Origin of the sequence: Nocardia sp. GTS18 (assembly GCF_013839555.1) — a bacterium.
In the GTDB taxonomy this organism is placed as follows: Bacteria; Actinomycetota; Actinomycetes; order Mycobacteriales; family Mycobacteriaceae; genus Nocardia; species Nocardia rosealba.
In genome coordinates, this window is the sequence record NZ_JACBIU010000015.1 from 77,628 (window position 1) to 96,939 (window position 19,312).

18 protein-coding genes are annotated in these 19,312 nt (G+C 69.8%); 11 read left to right on the forward strand and 7 right to left on the reverse strand.

Translation table 11 applies throughout. The annotated features are described in order from the left end of the window. The first annotated feature begins 100 nt into the window (after positions 1-100). From HYG95_RS14820 to HYG95_RS14830, 3 genes are all read left to right on the forward strand, one after another. On the forward strand, positions 101-1,285 hold the full coding sequence (locus HYG95_RS14820) for an ATP/GTP-binding protein (RefSeq protein WP_225279111.1): 1,185 nt from the start codon (positions 101-103) through the stop codon (positions 1,283-1,285). 18 nt (positions 1,286-1,303) lie between these two features. Beyond that, on the forward strand, positions 1,304-1,648 hold the full coding sequence (locus HYG95_RS14825; RefSeq protein ID WP_181698525.1) for a hypothetical protein: 345 nt from the start codon (positions 1,304-1,306) through the stop codon (positions 1,646-1,648). Positions 1,649-1,713: 65 nt separating this feature from the next. Further along, positions 1,714-2,232 carry a GNAT family N-acetyltransferase gene (locus tag HYG95_RS14830; RefSeq protein WP_067636926.1) on the forward strand — a complete coding sequence of 173 codons (519 nt, stop codon included), beginning with the start codon at positions 1,714-1,716 and terminating at the stop codon, positions 2,230-2,232. On the opposite strand, the gene HYG95_RS14835 is transcribed toward HYG95_RS14830, so the two are convergent. Further along, on the reverse strand, positions 2,225-2,875 hold the full coding sequence (locus tag HYG95_RS14835) for an amino acid-binding protein (RefSeq protein WP_181698526.1): 651 nt from the start codon (positions 2,873-2,875) through the stop codon (positions 2,225-2,227). The genes HYG95_RS14830 and HYG95_RS14835 overlap by 8 nt on opposite strands. A gap of 214 nt (positions 2,876-3,089) precedes the next feature. On the opposite strand from HYG95_RS14835, the gene gatC reads away from it, so the two are divergent. Beyond that, a complete protein-coding gene (gene gatC, locus HYG95_RS14840; protein ID WP_067493225.1) occupies positions 3,090-3,386 on the forward strand; it encodes an Asp-tRNA(Asn)/Glu-tRNA(Gln) amidotransferase subunit GatC in 297 nt (98 codons plus the stop codon). Further along, a complete protein-coding gene (gatA, locus tag HYG95_RS14845; RefSeq protein ID WP_067493227.1) occupies positions 3,383-4,870 on the forward strand; it encodes an Asp-tRNA(Asn)/Glu-tRNA(Gln) amidotransferase subunit GatA in 1,488 nt (495 codons plus the stop codon). Before gatC ends, gatA begins: the two co-directional genes overlap by 4 nt. Positions 4,871-4,997: 127 nt before the next feature. On the opposite strand, the gene HYG95_RS14850 is transcribed toward gatA, so the two are convergent. Further along, complete coding sequence (locus tag HYG95_RS14850) at positions 4,998-5,429, reverse strand: SRPBCC domain-containing protein (RefSeq protein ID WP_181698527.1); 432 nt, start codon at positions 5,427-5,429, stop codon at positions 4,998-5,000. A gap of 40 nt (positions 5,430-5,469) precedes the next feature. Continuing rightward, positions 5,470-6,222: a hypothetical protein gene (locus tag HYG95_RS14855; protein WP_181698528.1), complete on the reverse strand. Its 753-nt coding sequence runs from the start codon at positions 6,220-6,222 to the stop codon at positions 5,470-5,472. Between the two features lie 166 nt (positions 6,223-6,388). Between HYG95_RS14855 and HYG95_RS14860 the strand changes: the two genes are divergently transcribed. Next, positions 6,389-7,552, forward strand: coding sequence for a sensor histidine kinase (locus HYG95_RS14860; RefSeq protein ID WP_181698529.1), 1,164 nt, complete (start codon positions 6,389-6,391; stop codon positions 7,550-7,552). A gap of 9 nt (positions 7,553-7,561) precedes the next feature. Continuing rightward, positions 7,562-8,227: a response regulator transcription factor gene (locus HYG95_RS14865; RefSeq protein ID WP_067493235.1), complete on the forward strand. Its 666-nt coding sequence runs from the start codon at positions 7,562-7,564 to the stop codon at positions 8,225-8,227. A gap of 10 nt (positions 8,228-8,237) precedes the next feature. Here the strand turns inward: HYG95_RS14865 and HYG95_RS14870 are convergent, their stop codons facing one another. Further along, positions 8,238-9,134, reverse strand: coding sequence for a hypothetical protein (locus HYG95_RS14870; protein WP_370465802.1), 897 nt, complete (start codon positions 9,132-9,134; stop codon positions 8,238-8,240). Between the two features lie 159 nt (positions 9,135-9,293). Here HYG95_RS14870 and HYG95_RS14875 point away from each other — a divergent pair, with 159 nt between their 5' ends. Continuing rightward, complete coding sequence (locus HYG95_RS14875; protein WP_181698530.1) at positions 9,294-12,209, forward strand: serine/threonine-protein kinase; 2,916 nt, start codon at positions 9,294-9,296, stop codon at positions 12,207-12,209. A gap of 2 nt (positions 12,210-12,211) precedes the next feature. Here the strand turns inward: HYG95_RS14875 and HYG95_RS14880 are convergent, their stop codons facing one another. Genes HYG95_RS14880 through HYG95_RS14890 form a run of 3 tightly spaced genes read right to left on the reverse strand, consistent with a single transcriptional unit; the run spans position 12,212 to position 15,777 of the window. Next, the gene (locus tag HYG95_RS14880) at positions 12,212-14,701 is read right to left on the reverse strand and encodes an FtsX-like permease family protein (protein WP_181698531.1); all 2,490 of its coding nucleotides are present in this window, start codon (positions 14,699-14,701) and stop codon (positions 12,212-12,214) included. Next, complete coding sequence (locus HYG95_RS14885; protein WP_225279117.1) at positions 14,698-15,420, reverse strand: ABC transporter ATP-binding protein; 723 nt, start codon at positions 15,418-15,420, stop codon at positions 14,698-14,700. The genes HYG95_RS14880 and HYG95_RS14885 overlap by 4 nt, the downstream gene beginning before the upstream one ends. Before the next feature lie 33 nt (positions 15,421-15,453). Further along, positions 15,454-15,777 carry a hypothetical protein gene (locus tag HYG95_RS14890; RefSeq protein WP_181698532.1) on the reverse strand — a complete coding sequence of 108 codons (324 nt, stop codon included), beginning with the start codon at positions 15,775-15,777 and terminating at the stop codon, positions 15,454-15,456. A 156-nt stretch (positions 15,778-15,933) separates the two neighbouring features. Between HYG95_RS14890 and HYG95_RS14895 the strand changes: the two genes are divergently transcribed. The 3 genes from HYG95_RS14895 to HYG95_RS14905 form a co-directional block, all read left to right on the forward strand. Continuing rightward, the gene (locus HYG95_RS14895) at positions 15,934-17,232 is read left to right on the forward strand and encodes a sensor histidine kinase (protein WP_181698533.1); all 1,299 of its coding nucleotides are present in this window, start codon (positions 15,934-15,936) and stop codon (positions 17,230-17,232) included. Beyond that, positions 17,229-17,918, forward strand: a complete 690-nt coding sequence (locus HYG95_RS14900; protein WP_181698534.1) for a response regulator transcription factor — start codon at positions 17,229-17,231, stop codon at positions 17,916-17,918. Before HYG95_RS14895 ends, HYG95_RS14900 begins: the two co-directional genes overlap by 4 nt. Positions 17,919-18,018: 100 nt before the next feature. After that, positions 18,019-19,312 (forward strand): serine/threonine-protein kinase (locus tag HYG95_RS14905; protein WP_181698535.1); only part of this gene is annotated, 1,294 nt, incomplete at its 3' end.

Genomic DNA, 19,312 nt, shown 5'->3' on the forward strand with positions numbered 1-19,312 from the left:
CCCACCGACTCCCCGCCTGCCGCGTCCCCAACGACCCCCGCCCCTTAGTCTGGCCAAAAGACACGGAGAGGCGGAAGAGCACTTGTTGCGGAGTTTTCAGGTGGCCAATCATGGGTCTTTGGCCGAGGCGCAGCAATTGCGGCTGACCAAGGGGGCCGGTGGACCGCTCGCGGTGCCGGTGACGGCGGTGTACGGCGTCGCGGCGTCGGGCAAGACCAGTGTGGTCGACGCGCTCGCGCAGATGCGTGATGCCGTGTTGAATTCGGTGAACGGCTGGGATCCGTACGCGGGTCCGGTACGTCGACCGCATCTCGGATTCGCCGACCGGCCGACCGAATTCGTGACCGGTTTCGTGGCGGAGGGTGTGCCGTATACCTACGGCTTCCGCCTCGACAGCGCCGATGTGATCGCCGAGTGGCTCTACACCCATCCTCGTTCGCGTAAGCGAATCGTGTTCGAGCGCAATGGGGACCAGGTCAAGATCGGCCCGATGTTCGAGGCGGCCCGGTACGGGGTGACGGCACTGGTGCCGTTGCTGCGGCCGAACGCGTTGCTGCTGAGCCTGGCCGGTCAGCTGTACGCGGAGGCCCTGGTGCCCGCCTACCGTTGGTTCGCGGCGAATCTGCAAGTGCAGCAGGGCGATATCGGTGTGGAGGCGCTGGCGTACGACCTCGGCAGCCACATCTCCCGTTCGCCCGACAACGCCGCGCGCCTGCTGATGCTGTTGCGCACAGCCGATCTGGGCATCGAGGATCTGCTGATCGCCGAGCACGACCCGATGTACGCCGACTACCTGCGCGACATGGACGCCGGAATCGCCTCGCTCACAGTGCAACTGGACCAGGGCGGCGCCGATGCGGTGCTGGTGGAACGGGAGCTGAGCACGCTACGTGCCGCCCGCGACACCCTGTACCGCCGCATGGTCGACCGGCGCGGCCCCGGCCTGAGTCTGGTGCACGAAGGCATCGACATCGCGTTCGACCTGGCCGACGAATCGACCGCGACCCGCGCGCTGCTGCGGGTGCTGCCCGCCATGCTCGAGGCGCTCGACACCGGCGGTGTCCTCGCCGTCGACGATCTCGGCGCGGGCCTGCCGGTGGAGGAGACCGACCGCCTGGTGCAGCTGTTCCAGAACCCGGAGACCAACGCCCGCGGCGCCCAGCTGATCTACACCACCGCGAATCGCGCGCTCATCGACCGCAACAACGGCCGATCCCAGCGCACCAGGACGGCGGTGTGGCAGGTGCGGCGGACGCAGGGCGTCAGCGAACTCGTCGGTCTGTAGTCGGCCTACCATGGGGTCATGCTCGAAGTGGTGATGGCGGCGGCCATGGTGACGATGCTCGTGGTCATGATCGGCGCCCTTCTGAGCAGGCGTGGCGGCGGTGGGGGAGTTCAGCTCGAGCACGGATCGCTGTCGGTGACCGGAGTGAGCCCGCTGCCCGCCATGACCGGCGAGCACTACGTGACCATCACCGGAACCATCACGGGCCCGTCGGTGCCCGCGAAGGTCGTGTACGGGCGGTTCGCGTGGGACGCGGCGCAGTGGCCGTCGATCGGCGACCAGCTCGACGTGGTCTACTCACCGCGCAACCCCGACCGCTGGTCCGCGCAGCATCCGGGACTGCGCCCGTATCTCGGTAGCTGAGACGGTCCCGGTAGCCGGGACGGGTGCGTCGAAGCTCACAGCCGCCCGGGTGCGATCATGCGGGAATGCACGGCAACAACCACGCAACAGTGAGCGGTCCGCAGATCCGGACCGCGCAGCCCGACGAATACGACGCCATCTCCGCCCTGACCGTCGACGTGTACGTCGGCGACGGGTATGTGCCCGCCGACAACGACTACACGCGGGAACTGGGTGACGCGGCGCACCGGGCCGCGCACGCACAGGTGCTCGTAGCCCTGCACGAAGGGCAGGTCGTCGGTTCGCTCACCATCGCCGAACCCGGCAGTCCCTACGCCGAGATCGCCCGACCCGGCGAACTCGAGTTCCGGATGCTTGCGGTGTCGAAGCGGGCGCGTGGCCTCGGGGTGGGAACGGCGTTGGTGCGCACCGTGATCGAGGAGGCGAAGGCGGGCGGCTACGAGGCGGTGGCGCTGACGACCATGTCCACCATGGTCGACGCGCATCGCATCTACGAGCGTCTGGGCTTCGTCGCTGTGCCCGAACGTAATTGGAGCACCGACGACGGGCTGCCCCTGTTCGTGATGCGGTTGGCGCTCAGTTGAGCACGGTCGCCACGATGCCCGCGAGGTAGCCGAGCCGCGCGACCTCGGACGGGCGGAAATCGGGGCCGCCCGGGCGGCCGAGCAGCAGTGCCTTACCGGACCCGCCGAGCGGTGCGGCCGCGAGCTTGGTGTCCATGTCGCGCCAGATCTGTGGCACCCATTCGGCTTCGCCGTCGAGCCCCATCGGCTTCTCGATGGGCATCCACGGAGCCGAACCCGCTTGTGTCTCAGGGGCGCTCGGGCTGCCGACCACCCGGTAGGCGCCCGAGGGGCCGAGCGCGATGATGGTCGACCAGCCCGCACGTAATACCCGTGGCACCCCGTCGACGAGGACCTGCATGCGGTCGTCGCGCGCGCCGGCGACCTGATCGATCAGCTCGAGTTCGCGGTGGGTGTCGAGGACGCCGGAGTACGGGCGGATGGAGTCGACACTCACATCGCGCACGGATTCCGCGGCGGTGATGAGGGTGTCGGGCAGTGCGCCGGTGGGCACTTCGACGACCAGATCGTCGATGGCGAATCCCGCGCCGCGCTCGACGACGTCGAGCGAGAGGATGTCCGCGCCCACTCCGCCGAGTGCCAATGCGAGGGAACCGAGGCTTCCCGGTCGATCCGGAAGTTGCACGCGGAGCAGGTATGACACGTGCGTTCCTTTCCTTGACGGCCGAGGCTGTTCGAGACGAATACCCGGTGAAGCAATACTTACACCCCCAACCGGGGGATCTCGACTCGAGTATGACCCCATCGCGGCGAGGAGGGCGAACTTTCGTGCGAGGCGGGTGCGTCCGGGGCTGTTCGCCCACCTCGTTAGGCTGTACCGGAAGTTCTTCCCACCCGAAGCCGAAAGGGGTCCCGCGGTGCCCGCAATCTCCCGCGACGAGGTCGCTCACCTCGCCCGGCTGTCCCGGCTGGCGTTGACCGACGCCGAACTCGACCAGTTCGCCGGTCAGCTGGATTCGATCCTCAGCCATGTCAGGACCATCTCCGAGGTCGCCGCCGACGTCCCCGCCACCGCATCGCCGAACCCGACGACCAATGTGACCAGGCCCGATGTGGTCGTGCCCGGTCTCACCCCCGAGCAGGCGCTGGACCAGGCGCCCGCCGTGGAAGAACAGCGTTTCCTGGTCCCGCAGATTCTGGGAGAGGGCGAATGAGCGAGTTGACCACGCTGTCGGCGGCCGAGCTGGCGAGCAAGATCCACGGCGGCGAGGTGTCCTCCACGGAGGTCACCCAGGCGCATCTGGACCGCATCGGCAAGGTCGACGGCGAGCTCAACGCCTTCCTGCACGTCGCGAGCGAGCAGGCGCTGGCCGCGGCCGCCGTGGTCGACGCCGCGATCGCCGCGGGGGAGCAGCCCGCCTCGCCGCTGGCGGGAGTTCCGTTGGCGCTCAAGGACGTTTTCACCACCACCGATATGCCGACCACGTGCGCGTCGAAGGTGCTCGAGGGGTGGATGTCGCCCTATGACGCCACCGTCACCACCCGGTTGCGCGCCGCAGGCATCCCGATTCTCGGCAAGACCAACATGGACGAGTTCGCCATGGGCTCGTCCACCGAGAACTCCGCGTACGGCCCCACCCGCAACCCGTGGGACACCACCCGCATCCCGGGCGGTTCCGGCGGTGGTTCGGCGGCCGCGCTGGCCTCGTTCCAGGCGCCGTTGGCCATCGGCACCGATACCGGTGGGTCGATCCGTCAGCCCGCCGCGGTCACCGCGACCGTCGGCGTCAAGCCCACGTACGGCACCGTGTCGCGGTACGGCCTCGTCGCGTGCGCGTCGTCGCTCGACCAGGGTGGCCCGTGCGGTCGCACCGTGCTCGACACCGCGCTGCTGCACGAGGTGATCGCCGGGCACGACCCGCGCGACTCCACCTCGCGCAAGGTCCCGGTCGCCCCGGTGGTCGAGGCCGCGCGCCAAGGCGCCAACGGTGACCTGACCGGTGTGCGGGTCGGTGTGGTGCGCGAATTGCACTCCGACAGTTACCAACCCGGTGTGATCGCCTCCTTCGACGCCGCCGTCGCGGTGCTGAAGGAGCTCGGCGCCGAGGTGATCGAGGTGTCGTGCCCGAGCTTCGAGTACGCGCTGTCCTCGTACTACCTGGTGATGCCGTCGGAGGTGTCGTCGAACCTGGCGCGCTTCGATGCCATGCGTTACGGCCTGCGCGTCGGTGACGACGGCAGCCACAGCGCCGACCAGGTGATGTCGTTGACCCGTGAGGCCGGTTTCGGCCCGGAGGTCAAGCGCCGCATCATCATCGGCACCTACGCGCTGTCGGCCGGATACTACGACGCCTACTACGGCCAGGCCCTGAAGGTGCGCACCATGATCGCGCGCGACTTCGACGCCGCCTACGAGCAGGTCGACGTGCTCGTCTCGCCGACGAGCCCGTTCACCCCGTGGAAGCTGGGCGAGAAGGTCGGCGACCCGCTCGCCATGTACCTCTCGGACCTGTGCACCCTGCCGACCAACCTCGCCGGGCACCCCGGTATGTCGGTGCCGTCGGGGCTCTCGGCCGACGACAACCTGCCGGTGGGTCTGCAGATCATGGCGCCCGCCCTGGCCGACGACCGGCTGTACCGGGTGGGTGCGGCCTACGAGGCGGCCCGTGGCCCGCTGCCCACCCCGGGCGCGGTCTGAGAGTTCGTACCGAGCGGGGCTCATCGAGGATGAGAATCCTTGACGGGCCCCGCTTTTCGTAGGCGAGGGCAGCGAGGTCGGTTCGCGGCCGGGCGGTCATCGCGCCGATTCCAGCGCGCGGGCGACGTTACGAGACGGCGCGAGCGGCGACCCCGGCCGTCATGGCGTTGAACCCGGCCCGCAGGTGCTTGCCGAGCGCCAGGGTGACCACGGGGCTGAGCCAGCCGGCAAGCGTGAAGCGCGATTCGTAGCGGCAGCAGTCCTCGCCGAGCGGGACCACGGTGTGCGAGCGCAGGCTGTGCAGCGCGCCCAGCGGCACCGGCTTCATCGTGTAGCTGAACTCGACGCCCGGCGTGTGGGTGCGGATCCACTCGCGCTGGGCACGCTTGTTGCCGCCGAGATTCACCATCATGTCGATCGGCTCGCCGGGCACCAGGGTGCTCGCGGCCTCGTAGCAGAAGGTATTCCACTCGCCGTAGTGTGCGAAATCGGTGAGCACCTGCCAGACTTTCGCGGCGGGGGCATCGATCTCGACCGTCTCGTCGATCACCAGAGTCATGCGTGAAAGCTAGAACAAGTTCTAGAAATCGGCAATGCGCTCAGATCGCGCGGCGACGTTTGCGCAGCGCGTCGATGATCACCGCGCAGGCCGCTGTCACCGCGAACAAGCCGAGCACCGTGCGCGCCAGCGGCCACAGGTTGGGCCGGTCGGCGGGGTCGGTCTCGGCGAAGACGTTCTCCACCACCGGTGCGGCGTAGTCCTGCCTGCGCGAGTTCACGTCGACGGCGGTGAAGGCGATATCGGCCATCACTCCGCAGCGCGCGCGAGAGAACTCGTCGTCGCGCAGCTCACAGGCGGCGTGGATGCGCCGGTTCAGCGCCGCGTCCACCGAGCGCCGTGCCCACGGGCCGAGCGGCTCGTCGACCCGTTCGGCGTAGCGCAGCATGTCGTAGCCCAGGTCGTGGGCCTTGCAGGCGGCCTCGAACTCGCCCGGCAACGTCACCGGAGAGGAGCAGCCGCCGTTCGGGTTCACCAGCATGCCGTCCTGCTCGGCGGGGTCGTACCCGAACTTGAACCCGAAATCGCGGGGGATCAGCGCGGGCGCGTCCGGGTCGTCGTCGGTGAGGGAGCGCACCACGGCGGTTGCGGCCGCGTTCTCGACCCCGCTGCCCGGGGTGGTGCCCATCGCACCCGGCGCCGACATGACGACCGCGGAGGCCATCGCGAGCCCGGCGGTGCACAGCGCGATGCCGCTGCGGCGGCGATGGGGAGTGGTGGAGTCGGCGGGCGACGCGGAACCTGTGGCACGGGCACGGCGAGCGGCGGGTGCCGGGCGAAGCGGGGTTTTCATGGCCTCCGACAGTAAGGAGCGGGTCGTACGGCGGGCATCCCGCTGTGGACCGGTTTCACGAGGCGCGCGGGTGGTGTCCCGGCGCCGGGGTCACACCAGGGTAGGGGGTCGCAGTTGGTTCGTGGGTATGAGGTGGGTCGGTGGCCTGTTTCCTAGGCTCAGGACCATGACCGGACAACTGCGTACCACCGTGCGCCGGATCGACGCGACCACCTGGTTCGACCTGGCGACCGTGCTGGTAGCGCTCATTCTGTACAGCATCGCGTGGCCCACGCTGTTCGTCACCCATCAGGTGCCCGCCGCTGTCGCACCGCTGATCTCGGGGCTCGCGGTGTTCCCGCTCCTGCTCGTCCGGCTCAATCCCGCCCTCGGCTGGGCCGTCTCCGCGGGGTCGGCGCTGCTCATCTCGCTGGTGATCTCGCCGACCGCCGACAGCGACCTGCCGTTCCAGGTGGTGCATGTCATCGTGCTGTTCGTCCTGCTGTTCGCGGTGGCGTTGCGCGCGCCGCTGCCCGTGGTCGTCGTCGCGTGGGCCGGGCAATCGATGCTGTTCGCCACGACCATGCCCGGGTCGGCCGACGGTCCGCTGTGGGGGTGGCCGGTCGGGTTCGGTGCGCTCGCGCTGCTCGGCTACCTGCTGCAGACCCTCGGCGCCTCGCGGGCCAAACTCGAGGAACAGGCCGAGGTGACCGAGATGGAACGCGCGCGCCGGGCCATCCTCGAGGAGAAGGCGCGCATCGCCCGCGACCTGCACGATGTGGTGGCCCACCACATGTCGATGGTGGTGGTGCAGGCCCAGACCGCGCCCTACCGGATCACCGATCTGCACCCGGCCGCCGCGGCGGAATTCGAATCCATCGGCGCCACCGCGCGCACCGCGCTCAACGAGATCCGCGGCATGCTCGGCGTGCTGCGCAGCGACGGGCAGCTGCCCGAACACGCACCGCAACCGCGCGCCGCCGATGTGCCCGCGCTGTGCGAGTCGGCCGCGCGTGCCGGTCTGCCCGTCGAGTGGACCGTCGACGGTGACCTGGCGGCCGTGCCCGAGACCACCGGGCTGGTCGTGTACCGCGTCGTCCAGGAGTCGATGGCCAACTGCGCGCGGCACGCACCCGGTGCGCCCGTGCGCGTCGCGATCGGCGTGCGGCCCGGGCTGGTGACGGTGACCGTCCACAACGACCCCGCCACCGGGGTGGCGAGCAAGAGCACCGGCGGTGGGCACGGCATCGACGGCATGCGCACCCGGGTGGCGGCGGTCGGCGGGCAGCTGCTCGCCGGACCCACCGCGACCGGCGGATTCGAGGTCTCGGTGACACTGCCGACCCCGTAAGGTGGTCGCGTGGCTATTACCGTCTTGATCGCCGACGACCAGGCGATGGTCCGGCAGGGCTTCGGTGCTCTGCTCGGTGCCCAACCCGACATCAGCGTCGTCGGTGACGCACCCGACGGCAAAGTCGCGGTCGCCGAAGCCAAACGACTTCGCCCCGACGTGGTGCTGATGGATGTGCGGATGCCCGAGATGAACGGGCTCGACGCCGCCCGCGCCATCCTCGCCGCCGGTTTCGACCCGCCCGTGCGGGTGCTCATGCTCACGACCTTCGACATCGACGACTACGTGTACGAGGCACTGAGCCTGGGCGCCAGCGGATTCCTGCTCAAGGACGCACCCGCCGAGGAACTGGTGCGCGCGGTGCGGGTGGTCGCCGACGGACAGGCCCTGCTCGCACCGACGATCACCCGCCGCTTGATCGCGGACGTGACCCGGCGGCGCAATACGGTGCGCACCGCGCCCTCACCCGCCCTGTCGACGCTGACGCCGCGCGAACGCGAAGTGCTCGAACTGGTGGCCAAGGGCCTGTCCAACACCGAGATCGCGAGCGAACTGTTCGTGGCCGAGCAGACCGTGAAAACGCATGTGTCCAAAGTCTTTTCCAAGCTCGGCCTGCGCGACCGGGCTCAAGCGGTCGTCCTCGCCTATGAATCCGGTCTGGTCGTTCCCGGCTGAGCGGGCCCGCTCAGCGCGGGCACACTCCACCCCGCAGGTCGGGCAGATGACGGGCCAGCAGCAGCGCCATCCGGTCGAGCAGGGCGGTGGTGTCCTCGAAGGTGCCCGAATCCGCCTGTGCGGCAAGGGCAATTGCCAGCTGGCCGCTGCCGACGGGGATCAGCCCGAACTGGCGGACCGTGTACATGCCGGTGTCGTCGTCGGGGCCCCAGCCGCCCTTGAACTCCGCGTGGTCGAGCAGGCCGAGACCCCAGCCCTGCTCGGGGGTGATCTCACCCATCAACCGCATCACGACCTCGGTGTCGGGCAGGCACGGCAGCTTGGAGGCGAAGCGCACCTGGTTGGCCAGCGACCATTCGGTGACACCGAAGGCCGTGTAGTCGAGTTCGGTGCGCATCCCCGGCTTGTCGGTGTTCACCTCACCGGCCTCGTCGAGCACCTGCTGCACCGCCTCGGCGGCCGCCGTGCCGTCGCCGAGGGACTGCCACAGGCCGTAGGCGGCGTCGTTGTCCGACACCGTGATCGCGGCCTGCACCATCTCGAAGATGGACTGGTCGTGGTCGTGGCGCAGGGCGGCGACGGCGAGCGGGACCTTGATAGTGGACCAGGCGATGCCGGTGGTCCAGTCGCCGTAGATCGTCATCCGTCCGCCGCCGACCGGCATCAACGCCATTCCCACCTGGCCGGGCAGGGTCGCCTGCAGCTGGGTGAATTCGGCGGCGAGCGAGTCGGGCAGGATCACCGACTGGCCGGGACGCCAGGCTTCGCCCTCGTCGCGCTGGACCGTCGGTGCCGTTGCGGCGGTCGGGGTGCCGGGCACCGCGCACGAGGCGGACAGCGCCGCCGACACCAACAGCACACCGGACACGAGACCGCGACAGGCAGCCTTCACAGTAGAGCTAGCCACCTGAAAACCCTCCCCACCACCGGTTGCGCGGGGCGCTGTGCTCCGGCGGTGCAAACTACTCGTCTAGCGCGCCCGGACGATCTCGGGCGTATGCCAGTAAGTTTCGCATATGCCGGAGCGGTCGCGCTGTCCGGCGACGGGCGCTGAAAGGGGGTCGTGGTGCACGAGATCGGTGATGTGTTCGCCGGGTTCACCATCGAACGGATGCTCGGCCAGGGCGGTATGGGGACGGTGTATCTGGCGCGGCACCCGCGCCTGGACCGGTTGACCGCGTTGAAGCTGCTCAACCGGGATCTGTTCGCGGACGCACGGATTCGGGCCAGGTTCGAGCGCGAAGCGGATCTGGCCGCGGCGCTGGATCATCCCGGCATCGTCACCGTGTTCGATCGGGGCGCCGAGGACGAACAGCTGTGGATCAGCATGCAGTACGTCGACGGGATCGACGCGGCCACCGTCGACCCACGCACCCTGCCACCGCAGCGCGCGGTACAGATCATCGAAGGTGTCGCCGACGCGCTGGATTACGCGCACGGACACGGTGTGCTGCACCGGGACGTGAAACCGGCCAACATCCTGCTTGCACGGTCCGGCGGTGGGCAGGGGGAGCGGGTGTTCCTCACCGACTTCGGCATCGCCCGCCTGCGCGCCGACTCCACCCACCTCACCCAGCAGGGCATGTTCACCGCCACCCTGGCCTACGCCTCGCCCGAACAGATGACCGGCGCCGAACTCGACCACCGCTCCGACCAGTACTCCCTGGCATGCACCCTGTACTGGCTGTTCACCGGTTTGGCGCCCTTCGACTCGCCCGACCCCAACGAGATCATCCGGGGCACTCTCTACGCACCCCCACCCCCGCTCGCCCTGCGCCGCACGGGTCTACCGCCCGCCATGGACGCGGTTCTCGCCGCCGCCATGGCCAAACATCCTGCGGCCCGGTACGAGTCGTGTACCGCGTTCGCCAAGGCGGCTCGCCGGGCGCTCACGTCGACCAAGCCACCCGTCCTTCCTGCCTCGTACCCGCCGCAATCCGTCCAGGGGCAGCACACAGCTGTGTCCGCCCCGGGGTTCGCGCCGCCGTTACCCGCTGGGCCCCAACCGAATTGGCACCCGGCATCACCTCCGGTGGCCCCGGCCGGCCCGCCGGCCGGCCAGCCCTATGTCGGCCCGCCGGTTCAGCAGCCGGTGGTTCAACCGCCGGTGCCGCAGGGTCCGGCCCCGCAGCCGCTCCCGCAACAACCTGGGGCTGCTCAACCACCCGCGCAGCCGCTCGCGCCCCAGCCGCCGGCTCAACCGCTCGCGCAGCCTCCGTCGTACCGGCCTGCGGCCCCACCGCCAGCTCCGCGGCCACCGGCTCAGTCAGCCACGCAGCAGCCGCCGGCCGAACAGCTACGAGACCGGTCCGCGCACCAGCAGGCGGCGGCACCGGGTGGTGCGGTGGGCGGAGCAAAAGCCGTTGCGGCGGATGTTTCGTCGTCGGTCGGCAAGACAGTAGTGCCCGCCGGCACCGTCGCGGGGGACGTGTCGAGCACAGCTGCGACCGATGTCCTCGGTATGCCGAACAGTGACCGTTCGGACGTCCAGAATTCCTCGGCACGAACGGAAGTCACCGCTGTGCCTGGCATGGCAGCGCGTAGACAGGACAGCGCACCGGGAGCAGCCGGTGGTGCGCCGCACACGACGACCAGCGGTGCGGAAGCGGACTCGCCGGTCACCGACGCTGACGGAGAAAGTGCCGCCAGTTCGGCTGTGGAAGCTGCCGGGCCGGCGGCCCCGCGCGCAGAGACCGCCTGGGGAGATGGATCGGCGGCGAGCGCGCGGCCGACGTCGACCGGAAGTGGCACCCCAGCGGTCGGCAGCGCGGAAGTCGGGAACGCACGCACGCACGTCGATATGCCTCACGGTTCAGCGGTTTCGGGTGCGGGGGAACACAACGCCGATGCCGAGTCGGACACCGATGGCGGCGCTGAAGAACTGCCCGATCGGGGCGATTCCGTTGCGCCGGATCTGAAAGATGAGTCGGATCATGGTGCTTCCCCTGCCGACGACCCCGTAGCAGGTGCCGCTGCGGTGGACCGGCCGTTTGCCCTTGGCGGCGTGCCGGGGTCGGACGGTGGTGAGAACGTGGCGTCGCCCCTGGCTGCTGGGGAGGCGGCGCAGGGCGCAGAAGGCTCCGACGTCCCGGATTTCGGTGCGCACCGGGATGGTTCGGGTGGCGGTGAGCGCGGGCACGATGTCGGGGCGGTGCCTTCGCAGGCCGCGGCCACACCGGTCGCGTCTGCAGGGACGCCGACGCAACCGCCAGGGGGAGGGCCGGGAATGGGTGGTCCTGGGCGGCCTCCGCAAGGACGGCATCCTTGGCCGGTTCCCTATCGTCGGCAGTCGGCGGTGTCGCGGCCGGTGTCGGGGTTGCAGCGGCTCGGGTGGGTGGTGCTCGCGGCGCTGGTTGTCGTGTTGGTGACGGTGGTTCTGGCGCTGGTCGTGGTGGTTCTGCCGAATGGGGATGAGGACGAGGGGGCCATCGGTGGGGTGGTGACGGGGCCGTCGAGTGCCGTGGCGGAGGCGACCGATTCGTTCCTGGCGAGCAGGCGGGTGTTCCCGACGCTGGTTCCGCAGGGCGCGGGGATCGAGGGGCAGGGGTATCGCGGGGCGATTTGTGTCGGGGTTCGGCAGGTGAGCGAATTGGAGTGGAAAGAGCCTGCGCTGCAGTGGAACCCGATCAGTGCGGGGTGGCAGTGCGAGCGGGTGGACAACGGGCTCGGTGCGGTGAGCTATCTCGTCCTCGAATACGCGAACTCCGCGCAGGCCCGCTCCGCCATGGACGCATTCCCCGCTGCCGTCCGCTTCGGGGCGGAGAAGGACGGTGTGCCGGTGACGGTGCGGCGCTGGGTGGTTCCCGATCCGGCCACCAGCCGCGTCCAGACCGCGCACCAGGTGATCGGCTTCCCCGGCGACCCGGACCGCGACAACTATCTCGTCGTGGTGAGCCGCCGGGGCAGCAGCGGAACCGGCGGCGCACCGCGGCCCTCCGCCCAGGACGAGGTGATCGCCTGGTGGGCGGAGGTGCCGCTGTGACCTCAGTCGACGGCCAGCGCCGCGACGATCGGCATGCGCGACGCGCGCACCGCGGGCGGGATGGAGCCGAGTAGCGCCAACGCCAGCGCGACGATGCCGTAGACGACGAGCAGCGGGCTCGGCGCGTAGGCGATGTCGATGGTCATGGCGTGCCCGATCGCCACGGTGCCCAGGTACTGGACCGCCGCACCGGTGACCATGCCGATCGCCGCACCGACGATCCCGATCCCCGCCGCCTCGGCGAGGACCGAGCGCAGCAGGAACTTGCGATTGGTGCCCATGGCGCGCAGCACACCCAGCTCACGGCGCCGTTCGAGCACCGAAAGCATCAGCGTGTTCAGCAAGGCCACGGTGGCCACCAGCACCACGATCCACAGGATCATGGTGCTCATCGCCGCACCCTGCTCCACGCTCGAGGAGATGGCCGCGACCATCGCGGCACCGGTGTCGACGTGGATCGGCTCGGGCACCACGGCCCGCACCGCCGCCTGCACCGCCGCCGGATCGGCACCCGGTTCGAAGCGCACCGCGAGCACCGTCTCGCCGGGCCGCTGATACCACTCCCGCATCTGGTCCAGGCTCATCATCACCACCCCGGAGATGGCCGTGAAGTACGGAATCACCTGCAGCACAGTGGATGTGCGCTGACCGGACGGAGTGGGCATGGTGATCTGGTCGCCGACCTCGAGGTCGAGCGACCGGGCCACGTCGCGGGTGACGACCACGCCTTCGCCGCGCGCCATCCGGTCGATGACGGCCGGGTCGACGGCGCCGAGCCTGCTGTCCTCGACCCGCGGCGGGTAACCCTGCAGCATCACCCGCCCACTGCCGATGGTCGCGAACGCCATCTGCCCCGGGCTCACGTACTCGACTCCCGGCACGGCCGCGACCTTGTCCGACACGTCGGTGGGGAGCACGGGCCCGGTGGGGAACTGTTCGACCGGACTCGGACTCACGTACAGATCTGCTTCACCGAGACTCTGGAACGAGTCGGTCGCCGAATCGACCATGTTCTGCGACGCGCCACCGAGCGCGACGACCGCCGCCACTCCGATCGTCACCGTCATCGCCGTCGCCCACACGCGGCGCGGCGCACGTTCCAGCGTGGTCGCACCGAGCGCCCCGGGCGCACCGAACCAGCGGGCGATCGACCCGGCCGCCCGCACGATCGGCCCGGTCGCGGCGAAGCACAACACCACCGTCGCGGTGAACGACACGGTGATAGCCGCCAACGAGAGCCGGCCGAGATCGATGTAGGCCAGCGCGACGGCCGCACCGATGAGACCGATACCGCCGACCAGCGCGGCCCACCGCAGCCCGCGCCCCGCGGCGGCGACATCGCCCGCCTCGACAGGAGCGAGCGCCTCGACCGGCGCGACCTGGTACACCTGCCTGGCCGCGATCGCCGCGGCCAGCACGGTCGCGACCACACACGCGGCGATCGCGACGGGCACCGCGTAGTTCGGGACGAGGAACTCGGTGCGCGCCTCCACCGACTGCACCATCGCGGCAGGCAACCGGTCGATGGAGAACCGGCCCATCACGGCACCGATCGCCGAACCGATCGCACCACCGACGAGCCCGAGCACGGCCGCCTCCACGAGCAGATCACGCACCATCGGCCCGCGTTGGCCACCGATCGCACGCAGCAGCGACAGCATCGGCCTGCGTTGTGCCACAGCCATACTCATCGCGTTGTAGATCAGGAACGCCGCGACGATCAGCGCCGCCGCCGAGGACATCAGCGTCGAGTACCGCATGATCTGGATGGCGCCACCCGCCTGCGCCGTCCGCAGACTGGGTTCGGCGACCACGGCCCGCCCGTCGACCGCCGCGGTGAGCGCCGTGCGCAGCTCGGCGATATCGGTGCCGGGCTTCGCCATGATCTGCACGGAATCGAGCCTGCCGACCCGGTCGGTGAGGAACTGGGCCAGCGGCAGCGGCGCGGCGACGACGTGACCACCGTTGAGACGATCGGTGGCCGCCTCGTCGAGCACGGCGGCGACCGTGGCGGTGCCGCCGCCGATCGGGATCGAGTCGCCCTCGCGGTAACCCGTCGCGGCACCGACCAATACGCCGCGCGGCGTGCTGACCAGCTTGGCGGTGTATTGCGACATGGGCCCGGTCAGATCGCTGCCGAGCGCGCTGATGTTCTGGTCGGCACCGATCAGCAGGGCCCGGTCGGGACCCGCGCCGAGCGTGCTGCGCAGCATAGGAGCCGCCGTCGCCACGCCGGGTGTGGCAGAAATAGCAGGCAGCAGGGACTGTTCGAAGCCCGCGTCGGTGATCCCGGTGATCTCGAGGACCGCGTTGCCCGCCAGCCCCTTGGTGAGCCGGTCGACCGACCCGGTCACCGATCCGGAGATGCTCAGCACCGCGACGAGCAGTGCCGCCGACACCGCCATCACCGCGGTCGACATGACGGTGCGCCCAGGGTGCCGGATGAGGTCACCGATATTGAACAGCCGCAACCGATCCAGCGCCGCGATCATGCGCGCACCCGCGCCGGCACCTGGTCGTCGGCGCCGATCTGGCCGTCGCGCAAGGTGATCACGCGATCGCAGTAGGCCACCGCACCCATGTCGTGGGTGACCATCACCACCGAATTGCCCTGCGCGGTGATGTCGCCGAGCAGGCCGAGGATCGACTCACCGGTCTTGGAGTCCAGGTTGCCCGTCGGTTCGTCGGCCAGGATCAGCGGCGGGTCCATGATGAGTGCGCGCGCCACCGCTACCCGCTGCATCTGTCCGCCCGAGAGTTCGGCGGGCCGGTGCTGCGCGCGGTCACCGAGTCCGACGAGGTCGAGCAGTTCCAACGCGCGGGGTTTGGCCTTGCGTAATCCGGTGCCGTCCAGCAGTTTCGGCACGGCCACGTTCTCCCAGGCGGACAGCGTGGGCAGCAGGTTGAAGAACTGGAAGACGAAGCCGACCTGCTCGAGCCGGAAGGCGGCCTGCCGGTCTTCGTCGAGATCGCCGATCTCGGTGCCGCGGAAGCGAATCGAACCCTCGTCGGGCCGGTCGAGTGCGCCGAGCAGATGCAGGAGGGTGGACTTGCCCGAACCGGACGGACCGATGATCGAGGTGAACTGTCCGGTCTCGATGCGCAAGCTCACGTCGTCGAGCGCGCGGACCTGCTGGTCACCTACGCGATACCGCTTGACGACGCCGGTCAATTCCAGCATCGGAGGTTGCGGTGTGCCGTTATCGGTCATGTGTTGTCCCCCAAGGGTATTCGGGTGGCGGTCTCAGCGCGCCAGGGCGCGGTCGCGGGTAGTCTGCCCGATCGCGGTGTGCGCGTCGAGAAGAGCACGCAGCGCCGGCTGTTCGGCCGCGAGCTCGAGATAGGCCTCGACCAGGGTTTTGCCGTCGAACTCGGCCTGCTCGACTTTGACGCGCAGGTGGTTGTCCCAGCGGTTCGCCAGCGCCCGGAGCAGGCCGTCGACGCCGCCGAAGAGGTGGTCCAGGTCCGGCAGACCGGCGAACAGGTGTGGATCGTTCGGGTCGGTCTGCGCCCTGGCGAGGACGGTGTGCACGATGTCGGTGCGTTGATGCAGCTCGGTCCAGGTCATGAACTTCACCTTCCGTGAGCGGGTGCGGCCAACGCTACGGAGCGCGACGCGGCGATTCGTCGTGCCGGAGACGCGACTTCTTCTCCTACCCAGGTAGGAGACGCGGACCGTTCCCGGGACGATGTCGCGGCCTGCCCAGGCGGCTAGCCTGACAGGATGGAGGTGATCGACACCGTCGCGGCACGGCGGCCGAGGCCGACGGCCCGGCTGCGCGCGGTGGCGCACCGGTTCACCGAGTCCGTGCGGACGCGGCTCGCCTCGCTGCCCTACGACTATCCGCCCGCCCTGATCGTGTCGGCCGACGTGGCATTGCTCGCGGTCACCGGCGCCGCGATCATCCAGCGCCACGAGTACTTCCCGACCGTGCTGCCGCTGCTCGCCATGTTCGCGGCATTCCTGCCGGTGCCGCTGTACGCACTGTTCGATATCAAGCCCTATCCGGTCCTGCTCAAGTCCAGTGGACTGCTGGCCTGTGCGCTGTTCCTGCTGCAACCCGTCCCCGCCGATTTCGCCCCCTTCGTCCTCGTCGTCGTCGCGGGCGAGGTGGCCGCGGTGACGACCCGGGGTATGACGCTCGGTTTCACCCTGCTCGCGATCGCCGAACTGATCGCCTTCGACCTGGCCGGACACCTGGAGTGGGGTGGCGAACGGCTGGAAGGCCTGCCGATGTACGTGCTCGGTATCGTGCTCGGCACCTTCGTCGGGATGATGCTGCAGTACCAGCGCCGGTTCCTGTACCAGGAACGCGAGAACCAGGCCATCCGCGCCGGTCAGGCCGCCGACGAGGAACGACGCAGAATCGCGCGCGAAGTCCACGATGTGATCGCGCATTCGCTCTCGATCACCCTGCTGCATCTCACCGCCGCCCGCCGCGCACTGCAAACCGACGAGGACGTCACCGAGGCGGTGGAGGCGCTCGTCGACGCGGAACGTCTCGGCCGCCAGGCCATGGCCGATATCCGTCGCACCGTCGGCATGCTCGACACCAGCCCCGCCCAGCCGAAGCCGGAACCCGGCGCCGCCGATATCGACGAACTGGTCGGCGACTTCCGGCGCGCGGGCCTCACCGTCGACTACCAGCGCACGGGCGACCTGGCGGTGGTCACCGGCGCGGTCGGCCACGCGCTGTACCGCATCGGCCAGGAATCGCTGGCCAATGTCGCCAAACACGCACCGGGTGCCGCGGCGACGGTGCGGCTCGACGTGACACCGGAACTCGCCGCCCTCGAGGTGCGCAACGCCCTGCCTCTCGGCCCGCCACCACGTCTCGGCACAGGAATGGGCGTGCGCGGCATGCGCAAACGCACCGAACTGCTCGGCGGCACCATCAGGGCCGGAATCGACGACGACGGCTGGACCGTGCACGCTCAGTTCCCGCTGAAATCGGGCTCCTGCGGAGCCCTCTCCACCATGCTGCCCGGTTTGCTCCGGCCGAAAACCCAGGAGGACCAGTGACGGCCGCCGCGCCGATCGACAACCCCGTCTCCGTGCTCGTCGTCGACGACCAGGAACTGGTGCGCGGCGGACTGCGCCGCATCCTGCGCCGTCGCGACGGGTTCGTGGTCAGCGAATGCGCCGACGGTGACGAGGTGGCGGCCGCCGTCGCCGCCGGACGTCCCGACGTGGTGCTGATGGACCTGCGCATGAAACGGGTCGGCGGCATCGATGCGACCCGTTTGCTGCGCGCGCGATCCGACGCGCCACCGGTCCTCGTCCTCACCACCTTCGACGACGACCAACTGCTCTCGGGCGCCCTGCGCGCGGGCGCGGCGGGATTCCTGCTCAAGGACTCACCCGCCGAAGACCTCATCCGCGCCGTCCGTACCGTCGCGGCGGGCGGCGCCTGGCTCGACCCGTCGGTAACCGGTCGGGTGCTCACCGCCTACCGAACCGTGAAACACACCGGTACCCGCACCGACCGCCGCCTCGGCGACCTCACCGCCCGCGAGTACGAGGTGCTCGAACTGATCGGACGCGGCCGGGTCAACGGCGAGATCGCCACCGAACTCGGCATCTCGGAAGTAACTGTGAAAAGCCATGTCGGACACATATTCGGCAAGCTCGACCTGCGCGATCGCGCCGCCGCCATCGTGTTCGCGTTTGACCACGGCATAGTGACACCGGGAGAATCGTCGTTCTGAGACGCGGGTCCCACGGCCCGCAAGACGTGGGAGGCGGACGCCGGTGCAGGCACCTGGGTCACGAACGGGGAGCAGATTCGGCCCGTACGAGTTGCGGTCGATGCTGGGCAAAGGCGGCATGGGGGAGGTCTACGAGGCCTACGACACCGGCAAGGACCGAGTAGTCGCCCTGAAGTTGCTGGCCGCCGAACTCGCCCAGGACCCCGCCTACCAGGTCCGGTTCCGGCGCGAATCCCAGGCCGCGGCGAAACTGGCCGAACCGCACGTCATCCCGATCCACGACTGGGGCGTCATCGACGGGGTGCTGTTCATCGACATGCGGCTGGTGCCCGGCACCGACCTGCGGAGCGTGCTGCGCGCCGGGGGGCCGCTGCACCCGGAACGCGCGGTCGCCGTCGTCGAGCAGATCGCCGCCGCCCTCGACGCCGCGCACGCGGGCGGGCTCGTGCACCGCGACGTGAAACCGGCCAACATCCTCGTCACCCCCGCCGACTTCGCCTACCTCGCCGACTTCGGCATCGCCCACACCGAGGGCGACAGCGCGCTCACCCAGGCCGGGATGGCCATGGGCTCCTACATCTACATGGCGCCCGAGCGGTTCGACGCCGCCCCCATCTCGCACCGCGCCGACATCTACTCGCTGGCCTGCGTGCTGCACGAATGCCTCACCGGCGCATCCCCTTTCCCGAGCGCGAGCATGAGCGTGCTCATCCGCTCCCACCTGACCGAGGAACCGCCGCGGCCGAGCACCGTGATCGCCGGATTGCCTGTGGCATTCGACGACGTCATCGCCGTCGGCATGGCGAAGGATCCCGCCGAGCGGTACCCGAGCGCCGGTGCGCTGGCACTGGCCGCCAGGCAGGCCTTGGCCAGCGCACCCGGATCAGCGCCGATCGTCGGCCGTGGGCCGGTCAATGCGCCCGGTCACGGCGTGCCCGCGGCGGCCGGATTCGGTAATGCCGCAGGCGGAATCATCGGTGGCGCCGCTGCGGCCGGGCACGGTGCCGGGTCGCGGGGCACCGATGCCGCCGCACGATCAGGCGCGGGCCGTGGCTCGAATGCGCCGCGCGAGCGGGACGACGAGGCGCAGGAGCAGCCCAAGCCGACGCCGACGGGGGAGTTCCGGGTGGTCGGCGCGGTGACCGCGACCGGCGGCATCGAGACCTCCCGCAGCCAGACCTCCGCGACCGGGGCCCAGCCGACGCTCATCATCCGCCCGCCCGAGGCACGCGCCGAAACCGCGGGCTTCCACCGGGTGCCCGTCGAAGGCAGCGGCGAGGTGTCCATTCCCGCCGTCATCCAGCCCACCGGCCCCACCGAAATCCATCCCGCCGACACCTATTTCGCGCCGCTCCCGGCCGACGACGCCACCCCCGAACCCGTCGTCCCCACAC